Source organism: Terrabacter sp. Root181 (assembly GCF_001428505.1).
Taxonomy (GTDB): domain Bacteria; phylum Actinomycetota; class Actinomycetes; order Actinomycetales; family Dermatophilaceae; genus Terrabacter.
In genome coordinates, this window is the sequence record NZ_LMHU01000011.1 from 75,543 (window position 1) to 95,512 (window position 19,970).

The 19,970-nt window shown below is 65.7% G+C and carries 11 protein-coding genes and 3 pseudogenes; 9 read left to right on the plus strand and 5 right to left on the minus strand.

What is annotated here, in order from left to right:
• Nucleotide 1: 1 nt before the first annotated feature.
• Nucleotides 2-3,730, plus strand: a complete 3,729-nt coding sequence (locus ASD90_RS21865; RefSeq protein ID WP_056761368.1) for a DUF4157 domain-containing protein — start codon at nt 2-4, stop codon at nt 3,728-3,730.
• Between the two features lie 14 nt (nt 3,731-3,744).
• Nucleotides 3,745-4,704: a tetratricopeptide repeat protein gene (locus ASD90_RS21870; protein WP_082588965.1), complete on the plus strand. Its 960-nt coding sequence runs from the start codon at nt 3,745-3,747 to the stop codon at nt 4,702-4,704.
• A gap of 1,386 nt (nt 4,705-6,090) precedes the next feature.
• Here ASD90_RS21870 and ASD90_RS21875 read toward each other — a convergent pair.
• From ASD90_RS21875 to ASD90_RS21885, 3 genes are all read right to left on the minus strand, one after another.
• Entirely contained in the window at nt 6,091-7,392 is a 1,302-nt protein-coding gene (locus ASD90_RS21875) for a hypothetical protein (protein ID WP_056761375.1), read from the minus strand.
• A 243-nt stretch (nt 7,393-7,635) separates the two neighbouring features.
• Nucleotides 7,636-8,136 carry a GNAT family N-acetyltransferase gene (locus ASD90_RS21880; protein ID WP_056761624.1) on the minus strand — a complete coding sequence of 167 codons (501 nt, stop codon included), beginning with the start codon at nt 8,134-8,136 and terminating at the stop codon, nt 7,636-7,638.
• Between the two features lie 1,160 nt (nt 8,137-9,296).
• Nucleotides 9,297-10,118 carry a hypothetical protein gene (locus tag ASD90_RS21885; RefSeq protein ID WP_056761378.1) on the minus strand — a complete coding sequence of 274 codons (822 nt, stop codon included), beginning with the start codon at nt 10,116-10,118 and terminating at the stop codon, nt 9,297-9,299.
• Nucleotides 10,119-10,376: 258 nt separating this feature from the next.
• Between ASD90_RS21885 and ASD90_RS21890 the strand changes: the two genes are divergently transcribed.
• The 7 genes and pseudogenes from ASD90_RS21890 to ASD90_RS23250 all read left to right on the plus strand — a co-directional run bounded on the left by ASD90_RS21890 (nt 10,377) and on the right by ASD90_RS23250 (nt 17,784).
• Entirely contained in the window at nt 10,377-10,664 is a 288-nt protein-coding gene (locus ASD90_RS21890) for a hypothetical protein (protein ID WP_056761381.1), read from the plus strand.
• A gap of 408 nt (nt 10,665-11,072) precedes the next feature.
• Nucleotides 11,073-11,969: a caspase family protein gene (locus ASD90_RS21895; protein ID WP_056761385.1), complete on the plus strand. Its 897-nt coding sequence runs from the start codon at nt 11,073-11,075 to the stop codon at nt 11,967-11,969.
• A gap of 113 nt (nt 11,970-12,082) precedes the next feature.
• Nucleotides 12,083-12,700, plus strand: coding sequence for a caspase family protein (locus ASD90_RS21900; RefSeq protein ID WP_056761388.1), 618 nt, complete (start codon nt 12,083-12,085; stop codon nt 12,698-12,700).
• 47 nt (nt 12,701-12,747) lie between these two features.
• On the plus strand, nt 12,748-14,109 hold the full coding sequence (locus ASD90_RS21905; protein WP_056761392.1) for a hypothetical protein: 1,362 nt from the start codon (nt 12,748-12,750) through the stop codon (nt 14,107-14,109).
• A 68-nt stretch (nt 14,110-14,177) separates the two neighbouring features.
• Nucleotides 14,178-15,076: pseudogene (locus tag ASD90_RS24490) on the plus strand (IS3 family transposase); the annotation flags it as partial.
• Between the two features lie 67 nt (nt 15,077-15,143).
• Complete coding sequence (locus ASD90_RS21920; RefSeq protein ID WP_235506871.1) at nt 15,144-16,562, plus strand: IS30 family transposase; 1,419 nt, start codon at nt 15,144-15,146, stop codon at nt 16,560-16,562.
• Nucleotides 16,489-17,784 (plus strand): annotated as a pseudogene (locus tag ASD90_RS23250) (IS3 family transposase). Before ASD90_RS21920 ends, ASD90_RS23250 begins: the two are co-directional and overlap by 74 nt.
• A gap of 14 nt (nt 17,785-17,798) precedes the next feature.
• Here the strand turns inward: ASD90_RS23250 and ASD90_RS21935 are convergent.
• Both ASD90_RS21935 and ASD90_RS24805 read right to left on the minus strand, forming a co-directional pair.
• Nucleotides 17,799-18,110 (minus strand): annotated as a pseudogene (locus ASD90_RS21935) (helix-turn-helix domain-containing protein); the annotation flags it as partial.
• A 520-nt stretch (nt 18,111-18,630) separates the two neighbouring features.
• Nucleotides 18,631-19,731 (minus strand): sensor histidine kinase, encoded by a 1,101-nt coding sequence (locus ASD90_RS24805; protein WP_369793647.1) that lies wholly within the window; start codon nt 19,729-19,731, stop codon nt 18,631-18,633.
• Nucleotides 19,732-19,970: the final 239 nt, after the last annotated feature.

Genomic DNA, 19,970 nt, shown 5'->3' on the forward strand with positions numbered 1-19,970 from the left:
CATGGGCAGCGAGAGCGCCGGGGCGGACGCCGATCTCAAGAAGGCGCCCGACGCGAAGCCCGCCGTCAAGGACGCGCGGGACGGCACTGCCGCTGCCAGCACAACACCTACGGCGGCGACGCAGGGTCTGGGTCAACGCCAGCTCCAGCGGACGTCCGTCGTCGGCAGGTCCGGCGACGACGCCGAGCGCAAGGCCGACCAGGCAGCCGACCATGTGATGCGCACGCCGGCACCCGTCCGGCCGGGCGGCGACACCGACGCGCCGCACGGTGCCGCGCCCGGGTTTGGAACCTCGTCACAGGAGCCGGTGCGCCGCGCCGCAGACCCGGCCGCGGAGCAGAAGCCGCCCGGCCAGCCCACGGTGAAGCCCACGAACACCGGCGCCGGCGGCGGCGCCGGTCCGGACACGGCGACACCAGCCGGCCCCGCCCCAATGGTGGCCGCGCCCGCCGGAGCCGGCCAGACGCCCGCCGGGGCCGGCCAGCGGCCCGCCGAGTCGGCGACCCCGGCGCCCGAGCCAGAACCGCCGGCGCCGGCCGGATCAGCCCCGTCCCGCGAGACTCCGGTCGTGTCCCCCGAGCTCCAGGACTACCTGGACGCCAGCCGCGGCAAGGGCGCGCCACTCCCCGATGCCGTCCGCGCCGAGTTCGAGTCGCGATTCCAGCGACCGTTCGACGACGTCCGGGTCCACGACGACGCCGAGGCCGACAACGCCGCCCGTGGAATCGACGCGCTGGCGTTCACCCGTGGCAACGACATCTACTTCCGATCCGGCGCCTACGACCCGACGTCGGCAGTTGGCCGCTGGCTGCTGGCGCACGAGTTGACCCATGTGGTGCAGCAGCGGCCGGGTGTGAACCGGAAGGTGGCTCCTGGTCTGGGCGGCGCCATCATCCGTCGCGCCGACTCGAATGCCTCGAAATCGGCGTCCCCCTCACACGTCCCCGTGGGCACCAAAACCAAGGTCTCTAATGAGTTGGGCGCGATCGACACGGACGCGCATACCCTCACTTTCGATCAAATCATGGTCCCTGGCTTCAAGGTGGCGGGAACAAAATCTCCAATCGTCTGGCGGAAACTCTCTGAGAAGCGCCAGGACAAGCAGCGCAGTATATGGCTCACGAATAAGGATAAGGTTCTGGGCCCGGCTTCGAAGGCATTGCAATCTAAGATCAAATCGTTGCCGGGGATGGCGGACGACAAGGGCCCCTACAAACTTCAATTCAAGGGAGAAAAGAGCAGCAAGTTCTTCTACTTCGGGACGGTCGATGATATTGCGCCCCTCTTGGCGATTCCGCCTTGGAATAGAAGCGGGACATTTGCCCAGTGGGAGGTCGACCATATTCATGAACACCAGATCGGCGGACAGGACGTCATAGACAATTTCCAACTCCTAAACCGGTCCGTCAATATGGCAGCAGGAGACGAGATAAAGAAGTTTGTGTCAACGCAGGTCAAGAATTTTCTCAAGCAGGCAAATCCAGAACTTGCCAAACCGCAGGACGAGCGGACGGTGCGAGCGGACGACTGGACGGTGTCCTGGAAGCTGGCGGCAGCGAGCAACTTCCCGGAACCCGCCAAGGACAAATACTTCGAGCTCAAGGAAATGGAGCAGATTGAGGCGATGGCTGGCCTCTCAAAGCTGGACGATGAGGCGGTCGACAGGCTTGAGGGCACTCAGGATACACTTGCCATCTATCGCGACAAGGCAGGCGGGCACGTCAGCAATCCCAAGAAGAAGGACGCAGGAAAGAGCAACATCTCAGGCCCAGCCACGTACGACTACAAGTCGGTGATCGGGTTCAACAAGCTGCGCTCTGTGGTCTGGAAGCACGACGGCCCGAACCACGACACAACGGGTGAGGTCGGGACGATCAGCGGGATCGCGTTCGAGGACCGTGGCCTTACAAGGCCACTGGCCCAGGGCCCGATTTCCTTGTTGGGAATCCCCAACGTGGTTCCCTGGGGTGGCTACATCGACCAAAAGTCGATAGAGGCTATGCGATCGAAGCCACCAGTTGAGGTCCGCGGTGCGAGTCCGGTAGCCTTCGACACGCTCGAGGCGGACATGGACCTCGGCCTTTCGGGCAGAGGCCTCATACCCAAGCCCTCTTGGAAGATCCTTGAGAAGGCGTCAATCTACGTCATCTCGAAGGATGGCGAGCTAGGCATCGAAGCGACGATCACTGGCGGCGAGCTGTCACTCCCCGGCCCGCTCCATGTGACTGGGGGCGCGCTGACGTTGTCGGCCACAACCGGAGGCCTTGAGGTGAGCGGCGAGGTCGGCATACGGATCGACAAGCTCGCGACGGGTTCTATCGGAGCGGCCGCCAAGAAGGGCGCGACTGGCACGGCCTTTGCGCTTCAGGGCAGCCTGGACTTCGATTCCAAAATGTTCGAGCCGGCGAGGATTAGGGTCTCATACGAACAGGGCAGCTGGGGAGCCGAGGGTGAGCTCGGCGTGCCTCCCGGCAAGGTCAAAGGCATCAAGTCAGCGAGAGCGCGGGTCGGTATCTCGGATGAGGCGATCACGGCCGACGGCGAGTTCGTGCCAGCGATCAAGGGCGTGAAGAAGGGGACCCTGGGTTTCAAGTACGACGAGAAGAACGGTGCCGAGATCACGGGGCTGATCGAGCTCGGCGAGGGGATCCCCGGGATCAAGAGCGGCAAGCTGGCGGCGACGATCAAGGAAGGGTCGGACAAACACTCGCTGAGCGGCGACCTCGCGCTCGAGCCGTCGATCCCCGGTGTGACGGGGAAGATCACCGGACGGTACGAGGACGGCGCCTTCGCGGTCGATGCGCAGCTGGGCTACGAGAAGGGTTTCGCCAAGGGCACGGTCCACGTCGGAGCCACGAACCAGGCCATCGGTCCGGACGGAAAGCCCGCCGGGCCGCCCAAGGCCGACGGGAGGCTTGCCGTTTTCGGCGACGGCACGGTCACGCTCCAGCTCACCCCTTGGCTCCGTGGCACGGTCGGCCTGAAGCTCACTCCCGACGGCCAGGTCGAGGTGAGCGGCGAGGTCGCGCTGCCACCGACGTTCGACGTGTTCGACGTGCAGCCGATCGACAAGGAGCTGCTTTCCCTTCGTGTCGACATCCCGATCGTCGGCGTCGCCGTTGCGGGCCAACGGATCGGGATCTTCGCCTCGATAGGCGGGGCAGTCCGAGTCGAGGCCGGGGTCGGGCCCGGGCAGTTGCGCGACACCGTGTTGAAGGTGGTCTACAACCCGGCCAAGCCCGAGGACACCACCGTCTCAGGCAACGCCAAGTTCGCCGTTCCAGCCTTCGCGTACCTGCGGCTGTCGGTTGACGGATCCGTCGGCGCGGGAATACCCGTGGTGAGCGCCAAGGCGGGCCTCGAGGTGTTCGGCGAGATCGGGGTCTTCGGTGAGGCGTCGGCTGCGAGCACGGTGACCTGGACGCCCACTGCCGGAGTCGTCCTCGACGCCAAGGGTGAGATCTTCGTCGAGCCGAAGTTCAAGTTCGGTATCAACGCGTTTGTCGACGTGAGCGCCGACCTGTGGCTCACCACCGTCGAGCTGTACCACCAGACGTGGAATCTAGCGGCCTTTGAGTACGGATCGAACCTCAGGTTCGGGCTCACGCTGCCCATCCACTACGAGTCGAGCAAGCCGTTCGCGGTGTCATACGACCAGATTCAGTGGACGATCCCGCACATCGAGCCCAAGGAACTCATCAGTGGCTTGGTCAAGCAGATTGTCGGCTAGAACGGGAGACGAAGATGGCCGGGCTCGATGAATCACCTGCCAAGAACTCCGTGAACCGGGGTGCCGTGCGGCTGGCCGAGGGAGATGTCGAAGGCGCGGAGTCGCTGTTCCGTGAGGCGATCGCGGTAGACCCCAGGAACCCCATTGCGCACGCGAACCTCGGTTACGTACTCGCGTTGACGGACCGGCATACCGAGGCGATCGACGAGTCCGAACAGGCGCTCGCGCTCGAGCCCGAGCGCACCGCCCCATGGGCGCACATCGGCATGTCCCGACTTGCGCTCGGTGAGATCAGCGCAGGCTTGTCTGCGCTGTCCCAGGCGGTCCGGCTAGACCCGCGCAACCACTTCGCATGGCATGCGCTGGGGCGAGCCCTCCTTGCCCTGGGACGGGCCGAGGAGGCCGAACGAGCATGGGCATCTGCTGTAGCCGTCCGGCCAAATGATGTCGACCTGCTGATCGGCCTGGCCGTTGCACTCTCGGTGGGTGGCCGCACGGGCGAGGCGGTCCACATACTGCATCGAGCCACCGCGCAGGCGCCACGGTCCAGCCGGGTCTGGACCCAGCTTGGTGTCGCCTCCTTGGTCAACCATGACCACGGCACGGCCGGCGAGGCCCTACTCAACGCGATCGAACTCGACCCCGACGATCTCGATGCGCGATTCCATCTCGCCCTCCTTCACGTGCTGGTCGGTGCCGTGGACGAGGCGGTGACCGCCCTCACGGGGCTGGCCGTCGGCGACACGCAGGTTGCATCCGAGGCCCGAGCCCTCCTCGCTCGGATTGACGATTCGACTGGCTTCCCGGAACGCATTGCAAAGAGCGCCTGGACCGCCGGCCAGTTCGTGCAGACCGGTACGGCCGGGGGCCAGGCGAGGCGCACTGGGACGGCACTGCGTGGCAGGAAGGCCGGGCGCCCTGAATCGAGGGCTGGGAGGGATGGGTCAACTAGTGGGCCGGGGGATCGCAACTGAACGTACCTATCTCAAAGAGACCCGATACCCAGAAGGGCTTTGTACCGACCTCGGAATCAGCAGCGTGCACGGCGTCCTCAGCCGAGGGACACCCCCGTCGGAACGCGCGTGGATGTCGATGTGGCCAGGATCCTGGACGGCCTGTCGACCAGTCCGCTGGCGCTGCCCATCGTCAGAGGATGAGGTCTACGTCGTCTTTGGATGATGGCGCGCCAAGGGAGCCTCAAGTACCCGATCCGCGACTCGCTGCACGCCAAGGAAGGAGCACGGTTCGGCGCCCGGTCACCGTGTGTCTGCCAAAACACCATGGGGGCCTGAGGTCAGGCTGTCTCTTCAACCGTAGCGTCGTTCGAGGGGCATGGCCCGAGCGAGACATATGTGGCCAAGAAAGGTGCGAGCGCGAGGGCAATAGCCGCGCGGGCGACCGGCCCCGTTCCCGGAGTCGCGCCGCTTGGCTGCCTTCGAGTTGGACGGCCACCCGGTCACTGTGGACATGGTCAGGCCTCCGCCGTATTCACCGCGGGGGAGCAGACTGCCGACCTAGGCCAGTCTTTGGCGTTCCCGAATGTCGCATTGTCGGCGGAATCTCTTCATGGGCCGGCCGGCCGGTGGACTCGCCACGATGGGGCGCTGACAATGCGGTTTGGCCCCGCCGGGTCCGCGACCCGACGCACGCGATTCGGCAAAGCGCGCCCACGCCGGAGTGCCGTGCACCAAAGCCATGCTTAGTTCGGTGAGTTGCGGCGTAGCGGTCGGTGCACGATGTGCAGCGGTCCCTAGAGCGGTCTGACAGTGAACGTGCCGGCGTCCTCGATGAGCAGCACGCCGGCACCCTTGCCGAGGGGCTCGACGTGCGGTCCCATCACCGGGCTACGACGGTGACCGCGTCATGGGGTCTTCATCGGAAGCCCGAAGAAGACCGAAGAAGACCGATGCATCCAAATGCGTCGCCCAGATCAACATGCGGCTCAGAAGATCGTCATGGCGAAGATTCAGGCGAAGCATGCGAGGAACTTGTGGCGATAGGACGCAGCCCGAGGTGAATGCCACATCCCCGCCGCCTCGGGCGCCATGAGTTGGGACAGGTGGGAAATGCACTCGGAGAAGTTGTCCGCAAGGTATGCGAAGAGCCTGGCGTTCCTCCAGGCCCAGAGGACGGTAACGGGATCCTGCGTGACCAGATGGCGCGCCGCAGGGATGGCTCGCCGTTGTGTGGCGCGACTTCGGCGCCCCGGCGGACGGTGTTCACCCGCTGATGAACTCCTCAGGCTCACTCATCCCTTTGTGTTTCACCAGCGTCACCCTTGCTGGCCAGAGGACTGGTTGGCAAAGGCGCTCGCTCACGCGTGACCCGCGGCGTGACACGCGGCAGGAACGCTGTAACGTTCAGGCCGCTTGGGCCGGCAGCACGAGCAGGGTTCCGTCGCTGTGCTTCTCGATCTCGATCACCACCTCCGACGTGGGCGACACCGGGCCAACCCCATTCCCGAGGGCTCGAAGCCGGTAGGACGCCTCCAGCAACTCGTCGACCTGTCCTCGGCTCATGAACGTGTCGAAGAGCCCCTTCGGTGCCTGCAATTCCAAGGTCGAAAGCCGTAGCAGGACGGTACTGATTCGCGCTTCCAGCTCGTCGATCCGCTGCTGGTCGACCTTCAGGCTGCGAGCGAAGTGTTCGAACGGGTTGTTCAGGTCGCTCTGTCCGGCCTCGACCGCCTGCAAGACGACCACTCGGCGCTTCAGCGCAATGGCAAGGGCCGCCAGTTCGACGTGTGTCCGGAATTCGCCGCCGTCTTGGCCGATTCCTGGGAATGCGTCCTCTAGGTCTTCGACCCAGACGCGGCTGCCGCCGAAGGCGTCGAGGGCGACTTCCCACTTCCGCAGCCGACGGCCGGCATTCTCCGCCGCGGTACTGATCGCGTGTACGGCTGAGTCCAGGCCGAGGGATGCCCCGATCCTGCCCCGGTCCAGCAGGAGCGCGGTGGCCTTGTCGATGGCGTCGCGACAGCCGTCCAGTTCGCTGCGTTCGTGGTCCAACTTGTCGCTGTGCAACTTCTCCAACAGCTCCGCGATGTGCTCGATCGCCGCCTGTCTTTGACGGTCGGCATGTGCACTCACGCCTACTGCGATCGCCATGAGAACGAGCGGCGCGGCGACAGTCAATGCAGTCCCGGCGGCGGCAGTACCTACGACTGTGCCTGCGGCTCCGGCGGCGGCTGTCTGTACCGGCACGAAAGTCGCCTTGGCCGACACGATGTTGGTTGCGCTACCGACCAGATCGCCGTACACACCGTTGGCGACCGCTTTGGAGGCCATCGGCTTCACAAGGCCGCGGCCTACCTGCGCTGCAACTTTCGCGGGGACCACCATCCGGTAGAGGACCTCAGCCGAGTCTGCGACCGTCGCGACCGCGGAGACGTTCGTCGCGTTCGCTGTAACCAGACGCGACAACTCCTGCGCGAGCGGGCTCATAGCGTCCAGCGGCAGTCCCGCCGTGCGCTCACGCCTCTTCGGGAGGGGATGTGCCTCCAAGGTGACCAGTGGCGCCGTCGCAAAGGCTGCAAGCGCTGAGCGGAGCTCCGCCAAGCGTCCCGGGGTGAGCGCGCCGTCGGCGGAGACCGCCGGAACGCTCGCGGTGTCGGCCGTGGACAGCGTCCAAAACGGCACGACCGTGGTGTCTTCGTCGCTCATGGATCTCCCTTGGTGAGGTTCCGGATGCTAACGGCCCATGGCGACACACTTACCCCCGGCCCGCTCGAAGAGGCGCATCCCCGACGTGAAACGTCCGCCCCCACCGCAGGCAGCCATGGCGAGGCGGCGCTTGACGTGGGAAGGGAGACCTCGAGACTGGTCGGCTCGCGGTGAAAGGACGCAACCACTTGGCGGTGGGTGCGGGATGTCGGACATCGCTGTCGTGAGGGCGGCGGCGTCGGCCTATCGCACCATGCGTATCTCGACCAGCCCGTCGAGATCTGGGTCGACCTGCTCGGTCCCGTCGGCTGTGAATCCGTTCTTCTCGTAGAACCGTCGAGCCCGCGCGTTGTCCTTGGCCACCCACAGTTGTGCAGGCCGCTCGCCGAGAGCCTGGTCAAGGAGAGCTTGACCGACACCGTGGCCGTAGTAGTTGGACAGCACGTAGAGCGCGTACAGCTGCTCGTCGCGCTCTGGCGGGTGCCCTCGGTGGTCGGCGGCCGGACCGTGCGCGACGAACCCCACGATTCGGCCGTCGCGCCGGGCGACACGGACCCGCTCCCCGGCATCCTCCTCTGAGAGCAGACCCGACCACATCACCTGCCGACTTTCGCGCGCGGCGTCATCGTAGAAATGCTCTGGGAGCAGCTCTCTGTAGGCTTCCCGCCACGCCTGAACGTGGACCGAGGCCAGTTCCTCAGCGTCAGCGAGGTGCGGCACCACCACCTCAAAGTCTGTCGACACGGCCACTCACATCCTCACCGGAGACCCACGAGATGCGTCGCTCCGACAGCGAAGAACACTATCNCTCGCGCGCGGCGTCATCGTAGAAATGCTCTGGGAGCAGCTCTCTGTAGGCTTCCCGCCACGCCTGAACGTGGACCGAGGCCAGTTCCTCAGCGTCAGCGAGGTGCGGCACCACCACCTCAAAGTCTGTCGACACGGCCACTCACATCCTCACCGGAGACTCACGAGTCGCGTCGCTCCGACAGCGAAGAACACCATCCCCAGTTCCGCACCGCATCGATGCCGAAGAGACCGTATCGCGGCGGAATGGGGCACATGACGTTCAGGCCGATAGCTAAGAGCCGGATGGCTGCTGGTCGACGGCGGAGCAATCCCGGACCAGTCCACGAGTCGCATGCGACCAGCCGAGCTTGGCACAGACCGCCGCCGAAGGCGCTGATGAGCTGCTCACGGCGCAAGAGGCCGCCCAGATCCGCAGCGGCGTGCGAAGTGTTCTCAGAAGACGACGTGGCATGGACGCGGTCAGAGCTCCTCTCGCGTTGGTCACCTGGACTCGCGAGCCGCCAAGTGACAGGCCCGCGTGGACCTCGACGCAACGGCCGATCACCGCAGGGTCGACAGAGTAATCCGAGGAGTCGACCCGGCCGCAGAGTCGCGTCCCAAATGGACCCTGTTGACCCACCCAAGCGGCGGCGGCACCGGCGGAAGAGGCAGCATCGCTGCCCGGTCGACCTCAAGTCGCTGGAGCGGCCTAGCCTTGACCGTCCGCACCACCCTGGCGTTCGCGACGGCCAGCCAGTCAGTGAACTGGCCTCGTTTTCGGTCGTCGTTATGGCCTCGTTTTCAAGCGTCTTCGACAGCTAGCCAGTCGGGACAGGTGCACCTACACACGCGTCGTTTGTCCCAAGGGCGGTTGGAAGTCAGTGCGCGACGTCGAGATCGCCGTCGCCGAATACGTCGACTGGTCCACCACCGACGCCTTCACGGCGAGATCGGCCTCGTCCCGCCAGCCGGTTGGCGTCCACCACTGTGCCAGCGTCACGCCCGAGCACTACCCTGAACCACCCGTCCCATCAGGGGCTGGTTCCAAGTAACCGAGCCCGACTCGAAACCCGGGGCGATTCACACGCCGCATGTCGCCAGGCCGGTGGTCTGAGCTAGGTGCGCTCCTCGAGTGGCAGCGCGAGCTCGGTAAACCGCTCATCAGGATGGCGCACACCGAGATCGATCTTGAGATCGGTCCGCAGAAGTGAGAGCTTCAGGGCGACCTCGGCCTCAGTCGCGTTGCTGTCCGCGAGGGCGTCACGGGTCTCCAGGAACTGCCTCAGGGCGCGTCCGGACAGCAGCAGACCCGCGCCGTCTGTGTAGTACCACTGCCGAATCTGCTTGCTCAGCTTCTGCCTGTCCTCCGCGGTGCCCGGGACGTTCTCCGTCAGTGCCAAGAGGGCTGAGTACCTGTTCAAGCGCTGGTCGAAAAGGCCTTGGATGCCTGCGATGGCGGGCTCTGCCGCTGGGTCGCCTCGCAATCGATTCGCATGTCGCCAAGGTTCCTTCTGGCCGCGCATGACCCGCTTCCAGTCTGTGCAGGCTTTTTCGAGATCGGGGCTTGACGTCTGTGGAAGCTTCGCCAGTTCATCGAGGTAGTACAGCCACTGATCTCCGTCGTGCTTGTCAAAAGCGATCCAGAGCTGGTTCACCGCATAGATGACCGCAGGGTGCAGGCTCAGGATGAAATCCTTGTTTCCGGACACCTGCTCACGCTCGAAGATCTCCTCGTGTATGAACCGCTTCCGTAGATGCTGCCACCACGGAGACTCCGGATCGCCACTCACCTGGAACGGGCCGATCTCGGCAAGCTCGCGCTTGATGATCCTCTCGAACTTTCGTCCGCGCTGCCTCGCTTGCAACCAGGGCCAGAACACGGCAACCGTGCCTCCGACCAGCGGGACAGCCAAAGGCACGATCCAGTCCTTCAGCATGTCGATGCACCCCTCCGTCTTGACGTGGCTCTTTCGCCTTGCGGGTCCCCGGGACGGTCGGCCGCTGCTACGTGGCTCGAACACGAGAAACCATGCTTTCATATCCAACCCGTTCCTCGGTCACAAACCACCCACCTTGCGGTCACCTCGGCCAGTGGCCGCCGTCTGGTCCAGCTGTTCATCTGCCAATCGGCGAACACGCCGAAGTGTGGGTCCTATAGTGGATGCAAGCGATTCAGCGTCGACGCAGGGGGATTCATGAATGACAAGATTGGCTGGCCCGCGGCCTTCGTCGCTCTGGGATTCCTCGCACTGGTCGGCCTGATGTTCTGGCGGGCGACCGCGGACATGGCGAACTTCGACAAGATCTGGCTGGCCGCCGGTCCCATCGTCGGCGTGGTCGTCGGTGCAATTCCAGGTTTCTTCTTCGCGCAGAATGCACGGAATGACCAGAAGAACGCCCAGCACCGAGCAGAGATCTACGCGGCGGCAGTGCCCGCGGACCAGAAGATGGACATAGCAGAGGCGGTGCGCACCTTCCGCTAGGCCACCGCACCACAGGTGTGCGCTGCTCGGTTCGCGGTCGTTGTGCGCGCGTGCCATCTGCCCTGGTTGCCGGTCACTGAATGGCCGACAGCCGCGCGTTACCTTTCCTGGGTTGCTCCCGGGAACCTGATCGACAAGGGCAACTCCATCGGCCAGAAGGCCATCGACTGAACTCGATTCCAGGACGTCCTCACCGCCCTGACGGTTCGCCATCGAGGTGACGTTTCGCGCGCCTTGAAGAGGCAGGGTGTTTGGACTTCTCCTCTAATTCCAGTCCTGATGTCCGACATCATCCATTCCGCTTCGGGACTTCGGGCGGGACAGTAGACTTGTGGGGCAGGAGTTTCGCAGCGGCGGCAGTTCGCGGCCGCTGTAGATCGTGTCGAACAGATCGTTGGGGAGGTCGGCATGGCTACTGGATTCTCGCTTCACATCGGGCTCAACTCGGTGAGTTCGAGGCACTACTTGGGCTGGTCTGGAGAGTTGGTTGCCTGCGAGAACGACGCCCGAGACATGGCGACGCTCGCACAATCACTGGACTACGCCGAGACGAAGGTGCTGCTGACCAGGGCCGCCACTGCCAAGGCAGTGATCGCCGGCATTCGCGGCACTGCGCAGAAGATGGCGGCCGGAGACGCGTTCCTACTCACGTACTCGGGCCATGGCGGGCAGGTCACCGACACGAACGGCGACGAAGCCGTCCGTGACTACGGCGAGATGGGCGAGAAGCCCGACCGCAAGGACGAGACCTGGTGCCTCTACGACCGCCAGCTCATCGATGACGAGCTGTGGGCCCTGTGGGCGGAGTTCCCGGCGAGGTCACGCGTCTTCGTCCATTCCGACTCGTGCCACAGCGGCACGGTCTCGCGAGGCCCGCTCGACGAACCCGACTGGGATGCGGTGGCGGGGGTCGACGCTGCCCGCGGGAGGGGCCGGGCGGCCAGAGCAGCACGTCCTCGAACGCGTGACATGCCCGTTCACGTCGCCCTGGAGGTACAGAAAGCGCGCGCCGCCACGTACGCGCGCATCCAGCGCGAGGTGCCTCCGCGCGAGGCGAACAGCGTCAAGGCGACAGTGGCGCTCGTGTCCGGCTGCCAGGACAACCAGACGAGTCTCGACGGCGACGTCAACGGCCTCTTTACCGAGACCCTGCTCCAGGTCTGGGACGGAGGGTCGTACGAAGGCTCGTTCCATGACCTGCGCAACCAGGTCGTCCAGCTGATGCCGGCAACTCAAACACCGAACTACTACGTGGTGGGCCGATCGAACGTCCGCGCCCTGCGACGCCCTGCCCTGCGGATCTGACCTGCCTCGGGCGCGGGCAGGAGGGGATTGCCATGAAGGCCCGGGGGCAATCGACACCTCGACGAGCACTGTCAGTTGCATACGCCACCTCGTTCGATGGCGAAACACACGACATGGACGCCGCGGGCGGAAACCCATTCGCCACCGCTCTCATCAAGGCCGTGTCCACGACCGCGTTGCCGTTCACCGAGCTCCTCACCAAGGTGCAGAAGCAGACAGACCGTGCAACGGAAGGGTTCCAGAAGCCGCAGTTCACCATTCCGGATTCCATGGCCGGGTGGCAGCTCCATACCTCGACGAAACTCGGCAAGGACTCCCGAGTCGCGTTGGTGCTCGTCGTATCCGACTATTCAGCGACCCGGTGGAAGTCACTGGAAGGCGCGGCGTGGGACGAGCGGAGAGTCTCTGCGATGTTGGCGGAGCAAGGCTTCTCGGTCCACCAAGGTGTCGGCCCCTCGCGTGGGGCCATCCAGAAAGCACTTCGAGACTTCAGGCTGTGGTCAGCAGGTCACGATTCCGCGGCCATCTACTGTACGGGCCACGGGCTCATGGTCGGGGATGAGACGTTCCTACTGCCCGGGTCACGATTCGACCCGACCGTCGAAACAGGCGCGCGCTGGGTGGCTCGTCACGGGATTTCAGTGACGAGGATCGCCGACGTCGCACGCGCACGACAGCATAACGTCTGCTTCTTTGCGGGTTGTCGCCGACAGGCGCACCGTGACGCGTGATATCTGGCGCAGCGCAGGTCTGATCACGACCGATCCAGGGGGACATCATGAGAGTCGAGCTCGTCACCGCATTCGACCTGGGTCGCTCGTTCGGGGTGGGCGACGACGCGTTCGTGCAGGAGGCTCGCAGCCCGGACCCTGATGTCGAGTGGGTGGCCATACGGAACCCGCTCGGCAACGGATCGACGCTGGACCTTCTTGCAACCAGCCCTGAACTTCTCCAGAAATGGCGCGAAGAGAGCGTCCGCCAACTGCGTCGCGCTGAGCTCGAGACCGGTTGGAGCGAGGTATTGGGAATATCGGAGGCCGCGTTCGACGCCGAACTCGAAACTCTGGTCACGTACCAGCCGGCCACGATCTGCCAGGTCACCGTTTTCGCAGTCGGGACGGCATATGTCCGAGTGGGGATCGAGCTGACCAATCCGACGCTCTACCTGCTCGACGGGCTCCTTTCGGCCTGGGAGTACGCCGCGTACACCAAGCCCATCTCCGACGGAATAGCGCGCGCCGTCGAACACCACCTACGTCGATCGATCGTGCCTGGGCGGACCGATTTCGAGACATTGACACGGCGGCCCGGGGCAAGCACCAGGACCAGCGGCGCTGGGTACATGGAGTCGACACTGTTCACCAGCTTCACCCGCGTGATCGAGTGTCCGGGCGACGAGGATCCGTTGCGAGTGACACAGATCCTGAAGGACTTCGAGATGCGCAAGAAGCCCGTGGAGTTCGAATACCACGGGAAGCTCTATTTCAGCTGGGAGACCTGCGTCCTCGTAGCACGTGGAGTGGACCCCATGGAACTCGAGCTCGAAAGACACCGAGAGTGCATGCGCATTGCCCACGTGTTCAGCGGCTCGTGCGCCGCACTCCTGAGCCTGTTCGAGACCGAGATCAAGGTTCAGGTGGACTCCTACTTCGGCGCGGACTCCCGCGCCAGAGGCCTGGCGGACCTGAATCGACTGAGAACCTTTGCGCTCGCTGTTGTCACGCTCACCAACTTCGACCGCGTCACGGACACGAAGGAGGATCGACGGTACTTCGCGGCATATGCGACCGAGGCGAACATCGACCGCACGCAACAGCTGCTGACCGAGTCGGTTTCGGTCCTCTTCGAGGTCCAGGCGGCAGAAGTGCAGGAGGAGCGAAGCGGCCGTGAGCTCCTGTTGAACGCGGTCGTCCTCGCGTTGGCACTGATCACACTCATCTCTGTCTCGGCAGACGCCTATAACTTCGTTCGCGAGCAGGAGAGCATCGTGGGGACTCGGGTCGAACGGCTCGAGATGTTGGTCCTGTTCCTGGCTGCTCTCTTGGTCCTCAGCACCGTTTTCCTGACGCGATCGCGTTCTCGACCTTTGGGCATGCGGCGCCGAAAGACGCGCAAGCGCCCGACGCAGAAGGTCCCCTGAGGTTCGCCTGGGACTGCTGACGGCTGGTTGACACCTGACCTGTGGCGACGGAGGTCGCCGCTGGAAGGATGTTCACCAAGCCTGCAGCCCACCAGAAGGAGTTCCGCGACGACGTCGTGGCCGTCGCCCGACGCGGCGAGGCCCCGCTCGGTCAGGTCGCCAGGGACTTCGGGATCTCCGAGTCCTGCCTGCGCAACTGGCTCAAGAGCGCCGATGTCGAGGACGGGATCCGACCCGGCACGACGCGGCAAGAGTCCGACGAGCTTCGCGAGCTGAAGAAGCGAAACCGGTTGTTGGAACAGGAGAACGAGGTCCTGCGACGAGCTGCTGCGTATCTGTCCCAGGCGAACCTGAAGCTCGGTCAGTCCCCAAAATGAGCTACCCGCTGGTCCGTGACCTTGCTGCTGACGGGATCCCCGTCGCGGTGACCTGCCGGGTGCTGGGCTTCTCCCGCCAAGCGTTCTACTCCTGGCGCGCCGCGCCAGTCAGCGAGCACGACCTCGTCGATGCCTACGCGACCAACGCCGCCGTCGAGGTCCACGCCGATGACCCCGGCTTCGGGTACCGGTTCATCGCCGACGAGGTCATCGACGCCGGCCATGCCGTCTCTGAGCGGCGGATGTGGCGGCTGTGCTCACAGGCCAACCTCGTGTCCCTACACGCCCGCAAACGCGGCAAGTCCCGCCGGCCCGGGCCGCCCGTGCACGATGACCTCGTCAAACGTGACTTCACCTCGGATCGGCCGAACCGGCTGTGGCTGACTGACATCACCGAGCACCCCACCCGCGAGGGCAAGCTGTACCTCTGCGCCGTGAAAGACGCCTGGTCGCGGCGGATCCTCGGGTACGCCATCGATGACCGGATAACCTCACACCTGGCCGTCGACGCGCTCCGGATGGCCGTGGCCCGGCGCGGCGGCCTTCATGTCACCGCCGGCTGCGTGGTGCACAGGGACCGCGGGTCGCAGGGCGGATTCAACTGGTCGTCGCAACACCTCGAGCGTGGAGGTGTCGATGGGCAGGCCAGCGGGATGGATGAAGGAGTTCACGGGGCGGGCGCCGATGAGGTCGCCGGGCGCACCGTCGCACCGTCGGGAGGTCGAGCGGGAGTTCTGGAAGGAGATCGCCAAGGGTCTCCTCCCCGAGGAGGCAGCCAACGTTGTGGGCGCGTCGCAGGCGGTCGGAAGCAGATGGTTCCGCCACGGTGGCGGCATGTCACCGTTCGACCTCAAGGCGTTCACGGGCAGGTACCTGTCCTTCCCTGAGCGCGAGGAGATCGCGCTGCTCAAGGCTCAAGGCGCTGGCGTCAGGGCGATCGCCCGCTCGCTGGGCCGCTCACCATCGACGATCAGCAGGGAGCTGGGCCGCAACGCCGCGACCCGCGGCGGGACGCTCGAGTACCGGGCGTCGGTGGCGCAGTGGAAGGCCGAGCTGGTCGCGCGGCGACCGAAGAGCGCGAAGCTGGTGGACAACCCGCGGCTGCACGCCTACGTCCAGGATCGGCTCTCGGACCAGATCACCCGCCCCGATGGCACCGTCGTGCCGGGCCCGGCGGCCGGGGCGTGGACCGGCCGGAACAAGCCGCATCGCAAGGACCGGGCGTGGGTGCGGGCGTGGAGCCCGGAACAGATCGCCAACCGGTTGCCGGTCGACTTCCCCGATGATCAGTCCATGCGCATCTCGCACGAGGCGATCTACCAGGCGCTGTACATCGAGGGCCGCGGCGCCCTCAAGCGCGAACTCATCCTGTGCCTGCGCACCGGACGAGCCTTGCGCGCCCCGCGGGCCAGGTCCACGCGCAAGACGTGGGCGCACGTGACACCCGAGGCGCTGATCAGCGAACGGCCTGCCGAGGTCGAGGACCGCGCCGTGCCGGGGCACTGGGAGGGCGACCTGATCATCGGCCTGGAGCGCTCGGCCATCGGCACCTTGGTGGAACGGACCACCCGCTACACGATGCTGGTACACCTTCCCCGCGAGGAGGGTTGGCGTCACAACCAATCGGTCAAGAACGGCCCGGCGCTGGCCGGCTACGGCGCGATCACGATGAAGAACCGCCTGGCCGAAACCATGTCGACGCTGCCCGAGCAGCTGCGCCGCTCCGTGACCTGGGACCGCGGCAAAGAGATGTCCGCACACGCCCAGTTCAAGATCGAAACCGGCATCCCGGTGTTCTTCGCGGACCCACACAGCCCGTGGCAGCGTGCCACCAACGAGAACGGCAACGGCCTTCTCCGGCAGTACTTCCCCAAGGGCACCGACCTCTCGCGGTGGACCGCCGAAGACCTCGAAGCTGTCGCCCACGCCCTCAACACCAGGCCCCGCAAGTGTCCCGTTCCGGGTCTGATGGAGGCTCTCATTCCACGGAAGGATGAGAGTCATGGCAGCACCGAGGAAGTACCCGGAGGAGCTTCGGGAGCGAGCGATCAGGATGGCCGTCGAGCTGCGGCGTGACCCGGACACCAGATCCGGGGCGCTCAAGCGGGTCGGTGACCACCTGGGGATCAACTCAGAGACGTTGCGCAACTGGGTCCAGCAGGCCGAGGTCGACGAGGGCCACCGGCCTGGCGTGAGCACCGCCGAGGCGAAGCGGATCGCTGAGCTCGAGCGTGAGGTCAAGGAGCTGCGTCGGGCGAATGAGATCCTGCGGACCGCGTCCGCGTTTTTCGCCAGTCGTCAACGGGCGGAGCTCGACCGCAAGCTGAAGTGAGCACAGCAGTGCCGACCGGGGTGCTCGTGGAGTACGTCGACGAGCACCGCGACCGGTTCGGGGTCGAGCCGATCTGCACCGTCCTGACGGGGGCCGGCACGCAGATCGCCCGCATGGGCAGCGGGCACGCACTACGCGGCCAAGACCCGCGCGCCGTCGGCGCGCTCCGTCAGCGATGCCGCGACGCTCGCGAAGATCGTGACGATCCACGCCGAGAACTACGGCGTGTACGGCATCCGGAAGGTCCACGCCGAGCTGTGCCGGCAAGGTCATCTGGTGGCTCGCTGCACGACGCACCGGTTGATGAGATCCGTTGGCCTGCATGGCGTGAGCCGCGCGAAGGGGCCACGCACCACGATCCAGGGCAGCGGACCGGACACCCGACCGGACCTCGGGCAGAGGGCGTTCACCGCCACGGCACCGGACCAGCTGTGGGTCGCGGACATCACCTACTGCCGCACGTTCGCCGGGTGGGTGTACGCCGCGTTCGTCATCGACGTCTTCTCCCGCCGTGTTGTCGGCTGGCAGCTGTCCAAGAACCTGCGCACCGACCTGGCCCTGGACGCCCTGGAGATGGGGTTGTGGGACCGGGCCCGCGCCGGCCGGGACACGACCGGCCTGATTCATCACTCCGACAAAGGAGTTCAGTACCTCGCCATCCGCTACACCCAGCGCCTGGCAGACGCCGGCGCGGTGGCTTCGGTCGGCTCAACCGGTGACTCCTACGACAACGCCCTGGCCGAGGCGTTCAACTCGCTGTTCAAGGCAGAGCTGATCCGCAACCGGGGTCCGTGGCGATCGATCGATGACCTCGAGATCGCAGTCGCGGAGTACATCGACTGGTTCAACCACCGACGCCTCCACGGCGAGATCGGACTCATCCCACCCGTCGAGCTCGAGAACCAGCACTACCGACAGAACCTCGTGACGGCTACCGTCGAAACGTCAGTTCCGAGCCTCCACTAAACCCGGAACGGGACAGGCAGGAACAACGGCCGCACCTCCCGAACCCGGTCCTTGAGCACCGTCAACGACCGCTGCCAGCCGATCCGCTGCGCGATCACCGTGGCCGGCATCGTCGGGCACGAACGCAGCAGCTCCCGGATCGCCGGCTCCACCACATCCACGCACGAGCCCTTCGCCGGCCGCTCGTACCGTGGCGGACTCTCCTTAGCCAACGCGCGGCGCACCGCGTTCCTGGAGATCCCCAACCGCCGAGCGATCCCCTTGATCGGCATCTGCTCCGACCGGTGCAACCGGCGAATCTCTGCCCAGTCCTCCACGCTGATCACCCTCCACAGGCTCACGGAAGGGGTGCGTTTTCACCCGTCGATCAGGGGTCAGTTTTCACCCGACGCTGACAAGAGGGCCCTCAGAACGACAAAACCGCAGGTCAGAGGGCTCTGAATTGCGGTTTCGGGTGGTGGCCAGGGGCGGGGTCGAACCGCCGACCTTCCGATTTTGAGTAGGAGCTTTTGCTGGATGGCTGGTCTCAATTCTGGTCTCATTCGCGCGCGATCGGTGTAGTCCAGAGGTGTTCGCCCCAGCCCCCATGAGCGCGTCGCTGCCCTCCGCGGCCCCATGCGGACTCTGTAGCGCAGACCTCGAAAGCGTGTGTGGGGGTAACTCCACCGTGGGTTCAAATCCCACCGCCACCGCCAGAACGACGAAGGACCCGGCATGCTTCACCGTCGGGTCCTTCGTCGTTCTACCGGAAGCACGCGGGATTTGGGAGGAGCGAGCGGTCGGGTGAGGAACGAACCCGCCCGCTAGTGACGGTTCCCACCGCCACTGATCGCCGAAGGCGATGCGCTACCGCCCGTTGCCCGCGGCGCGATCCTCTGCCGGTCGCGGTATGCGCGCCTCGAGACGGGTGCCACCGTCAGGCGGGCTCGTCACGATCAGCCGTCCCCCCATGGTCTCGATCCGGTCGGTGAGGCCGAGCAGGCCTGATCCGTACGGGTCCGCCCCACCGATACCGTCGTCCTCGACGACCGCGATGATCAGGTCCGGCCCAGCCGTGATGATGACCTCGCACCGGGTCGCGCCGGCGTGCTTCGCCACGTTGGTCATTGCCTCGGAGCAGAAGAAGAGCAATGCCCCCTCGAGCGCGTCGGGAAGCCGTCCCACATCGACTCGTACATCGACCTGGAACGGAAGGTGCCCGGCCATGTCACGGACAGCCGCGTCGAGGCCACCCTCGACGAGGGCTGAAGGGCGCACCCCCCGGACGAACCTCGTCAGGTCCTCCTGCGCCTGCATGACCTCCGCACGTACCAGCGTGAGGTGCCGGTCACCTGACAGATCCGCAGTCGCGGCGTGGTCCAGGATGTCGGCGACGCGGGCAAGTCGTCTTTGAGCGCCGCCGGCGAGCTCGTCAGCGATCCGTGCCCGCTCGTCGTCGACGGCTTCAACGATGCGTTGCCTGGACTGCGTGAGGTCGCCGACCCGGGAGCGGATGTCAGCGAGCATCTGCGCGTTGGTCATCGCGAGCCTGGCCGCCGTTGCCACGCCGCTCACCAGCCCGGGGTCCTCGAGCAGCGCCCGGTCGTGGACCAGCACGGCGACATGCCTCCCGTCGTCGTCGATGGGGGTCGCCAGGCGACCACCGTCATGCGCCGGCAGCTCGATCGGCTCACCCTGGTCATCGACGTAGGCCGCCCTCTCCGGGATCCAGTAGCCGACCGTGAGCCCGGGGTCGCCCAAGGCTCGCTGCAGCCGTCCGGCCAGCCCGCTCGTATCGGAGGTTTTCCCGAGGTCGGCAACGAGATCACTCAGGGTCGCTTCAGTCCAGCGACCCCACCGTAGGTCGGCAGCCAGCACGACAGCGGCGCCCGCGACGACACCGTCGTATGCCAGCAGGACGGGCACGTCGATGTTCCAGGCCAGTAGCTGGTTGAGGGCGCTCGTCATCAGCACCGCGGAGAACCCGAGGGCTGCCCCCAGGGCCGGGCGTCCCGCCTTGCGGGCGGGGCCCGTGGTGCGCACGAAGACGTCGATCGCCGCTGCGGCGACCAGGAGCGCGAGTGCCAGGGTGAGCGNCGTCCCGCCTTGCGGGCGGGGCCCGTGGTGCGCACGAAGACGTCGATCGCCGCTGCGGCGACCAGGAGCGCGAGTGCCAGGGTGAGCGCGGCAGCGGGCACGAACGCCTC

Coding starts and splice junctions, on each gene's coding strand:
- ASD90_RS21865 (WP_056761368.1), top strand. CDS start 2: ATGGGCAGCGAGAGCGCCGGGGCGGACGCCGATCTCAAGAAGGCGCCC.
- ASD90_RS21870 (WP_082588965.1), top strand. CDS start 3,745: ATGGCCGGGCTCGATGAATCACCTGCCAAGAACTCCGTGAACCGGGGT.
- ASD90_RS21875 (WP_056761375.1), bottom strand. CDS start 7,392: ATGAGCGACGAAGACACCACGGTCGTGCCGTTTTGGACGCTGTCCACG.
- ASD90_RS21885 (WP_056761378.1), bottom strand. CDS start 10,118: ATGCTGAAGGACTGGATCGTGCCTTTGGCTGTCCCGCTGGTCGGAGGC.
- ASD90_RS21890 (WP_056761381.1), top strand. CDS start 10,377: ATGAATGACAAGATTGGCTGGCCCGCGGCCTTCGTCGCTCTGGGATTC.
- ASD90_RS21895 (WP_056761385.1), top strand. CDS start 11,073: ATGGCTACTGGATTCTCGCTTCACATCGGGCTCAACTCGGTGAGTTCG.
- ASD90_RS21900 (WP_056761388.1), top strand. CDS start 12,083: ATGGACGCCGCGGGCGGAAACCCATTCGCCACCGCTCTCATCAAGGCC.
- ASD90_RS21905 (WP_056761392.1), top strand. CDS start 12,748: ATGAGAGTCGAGCTCGTCACCGCATTCGACCTGGGTCGCTCGTTCGGG.
- ASD90_RS21920 (WP_235506871.1), top strand. CDS start 15,144: ATGAAGGAGTTCACGGGGCGGGCGCCGATGAGGTCGCCGGGCGCACCG.
- ASD90_RS24805 (WP_369793647.1), bottom strand. CDS start 19,731: ATGACGAGCGCCCTCAACCAGCTACTGGCCTGGAACATCGACGTGCCC.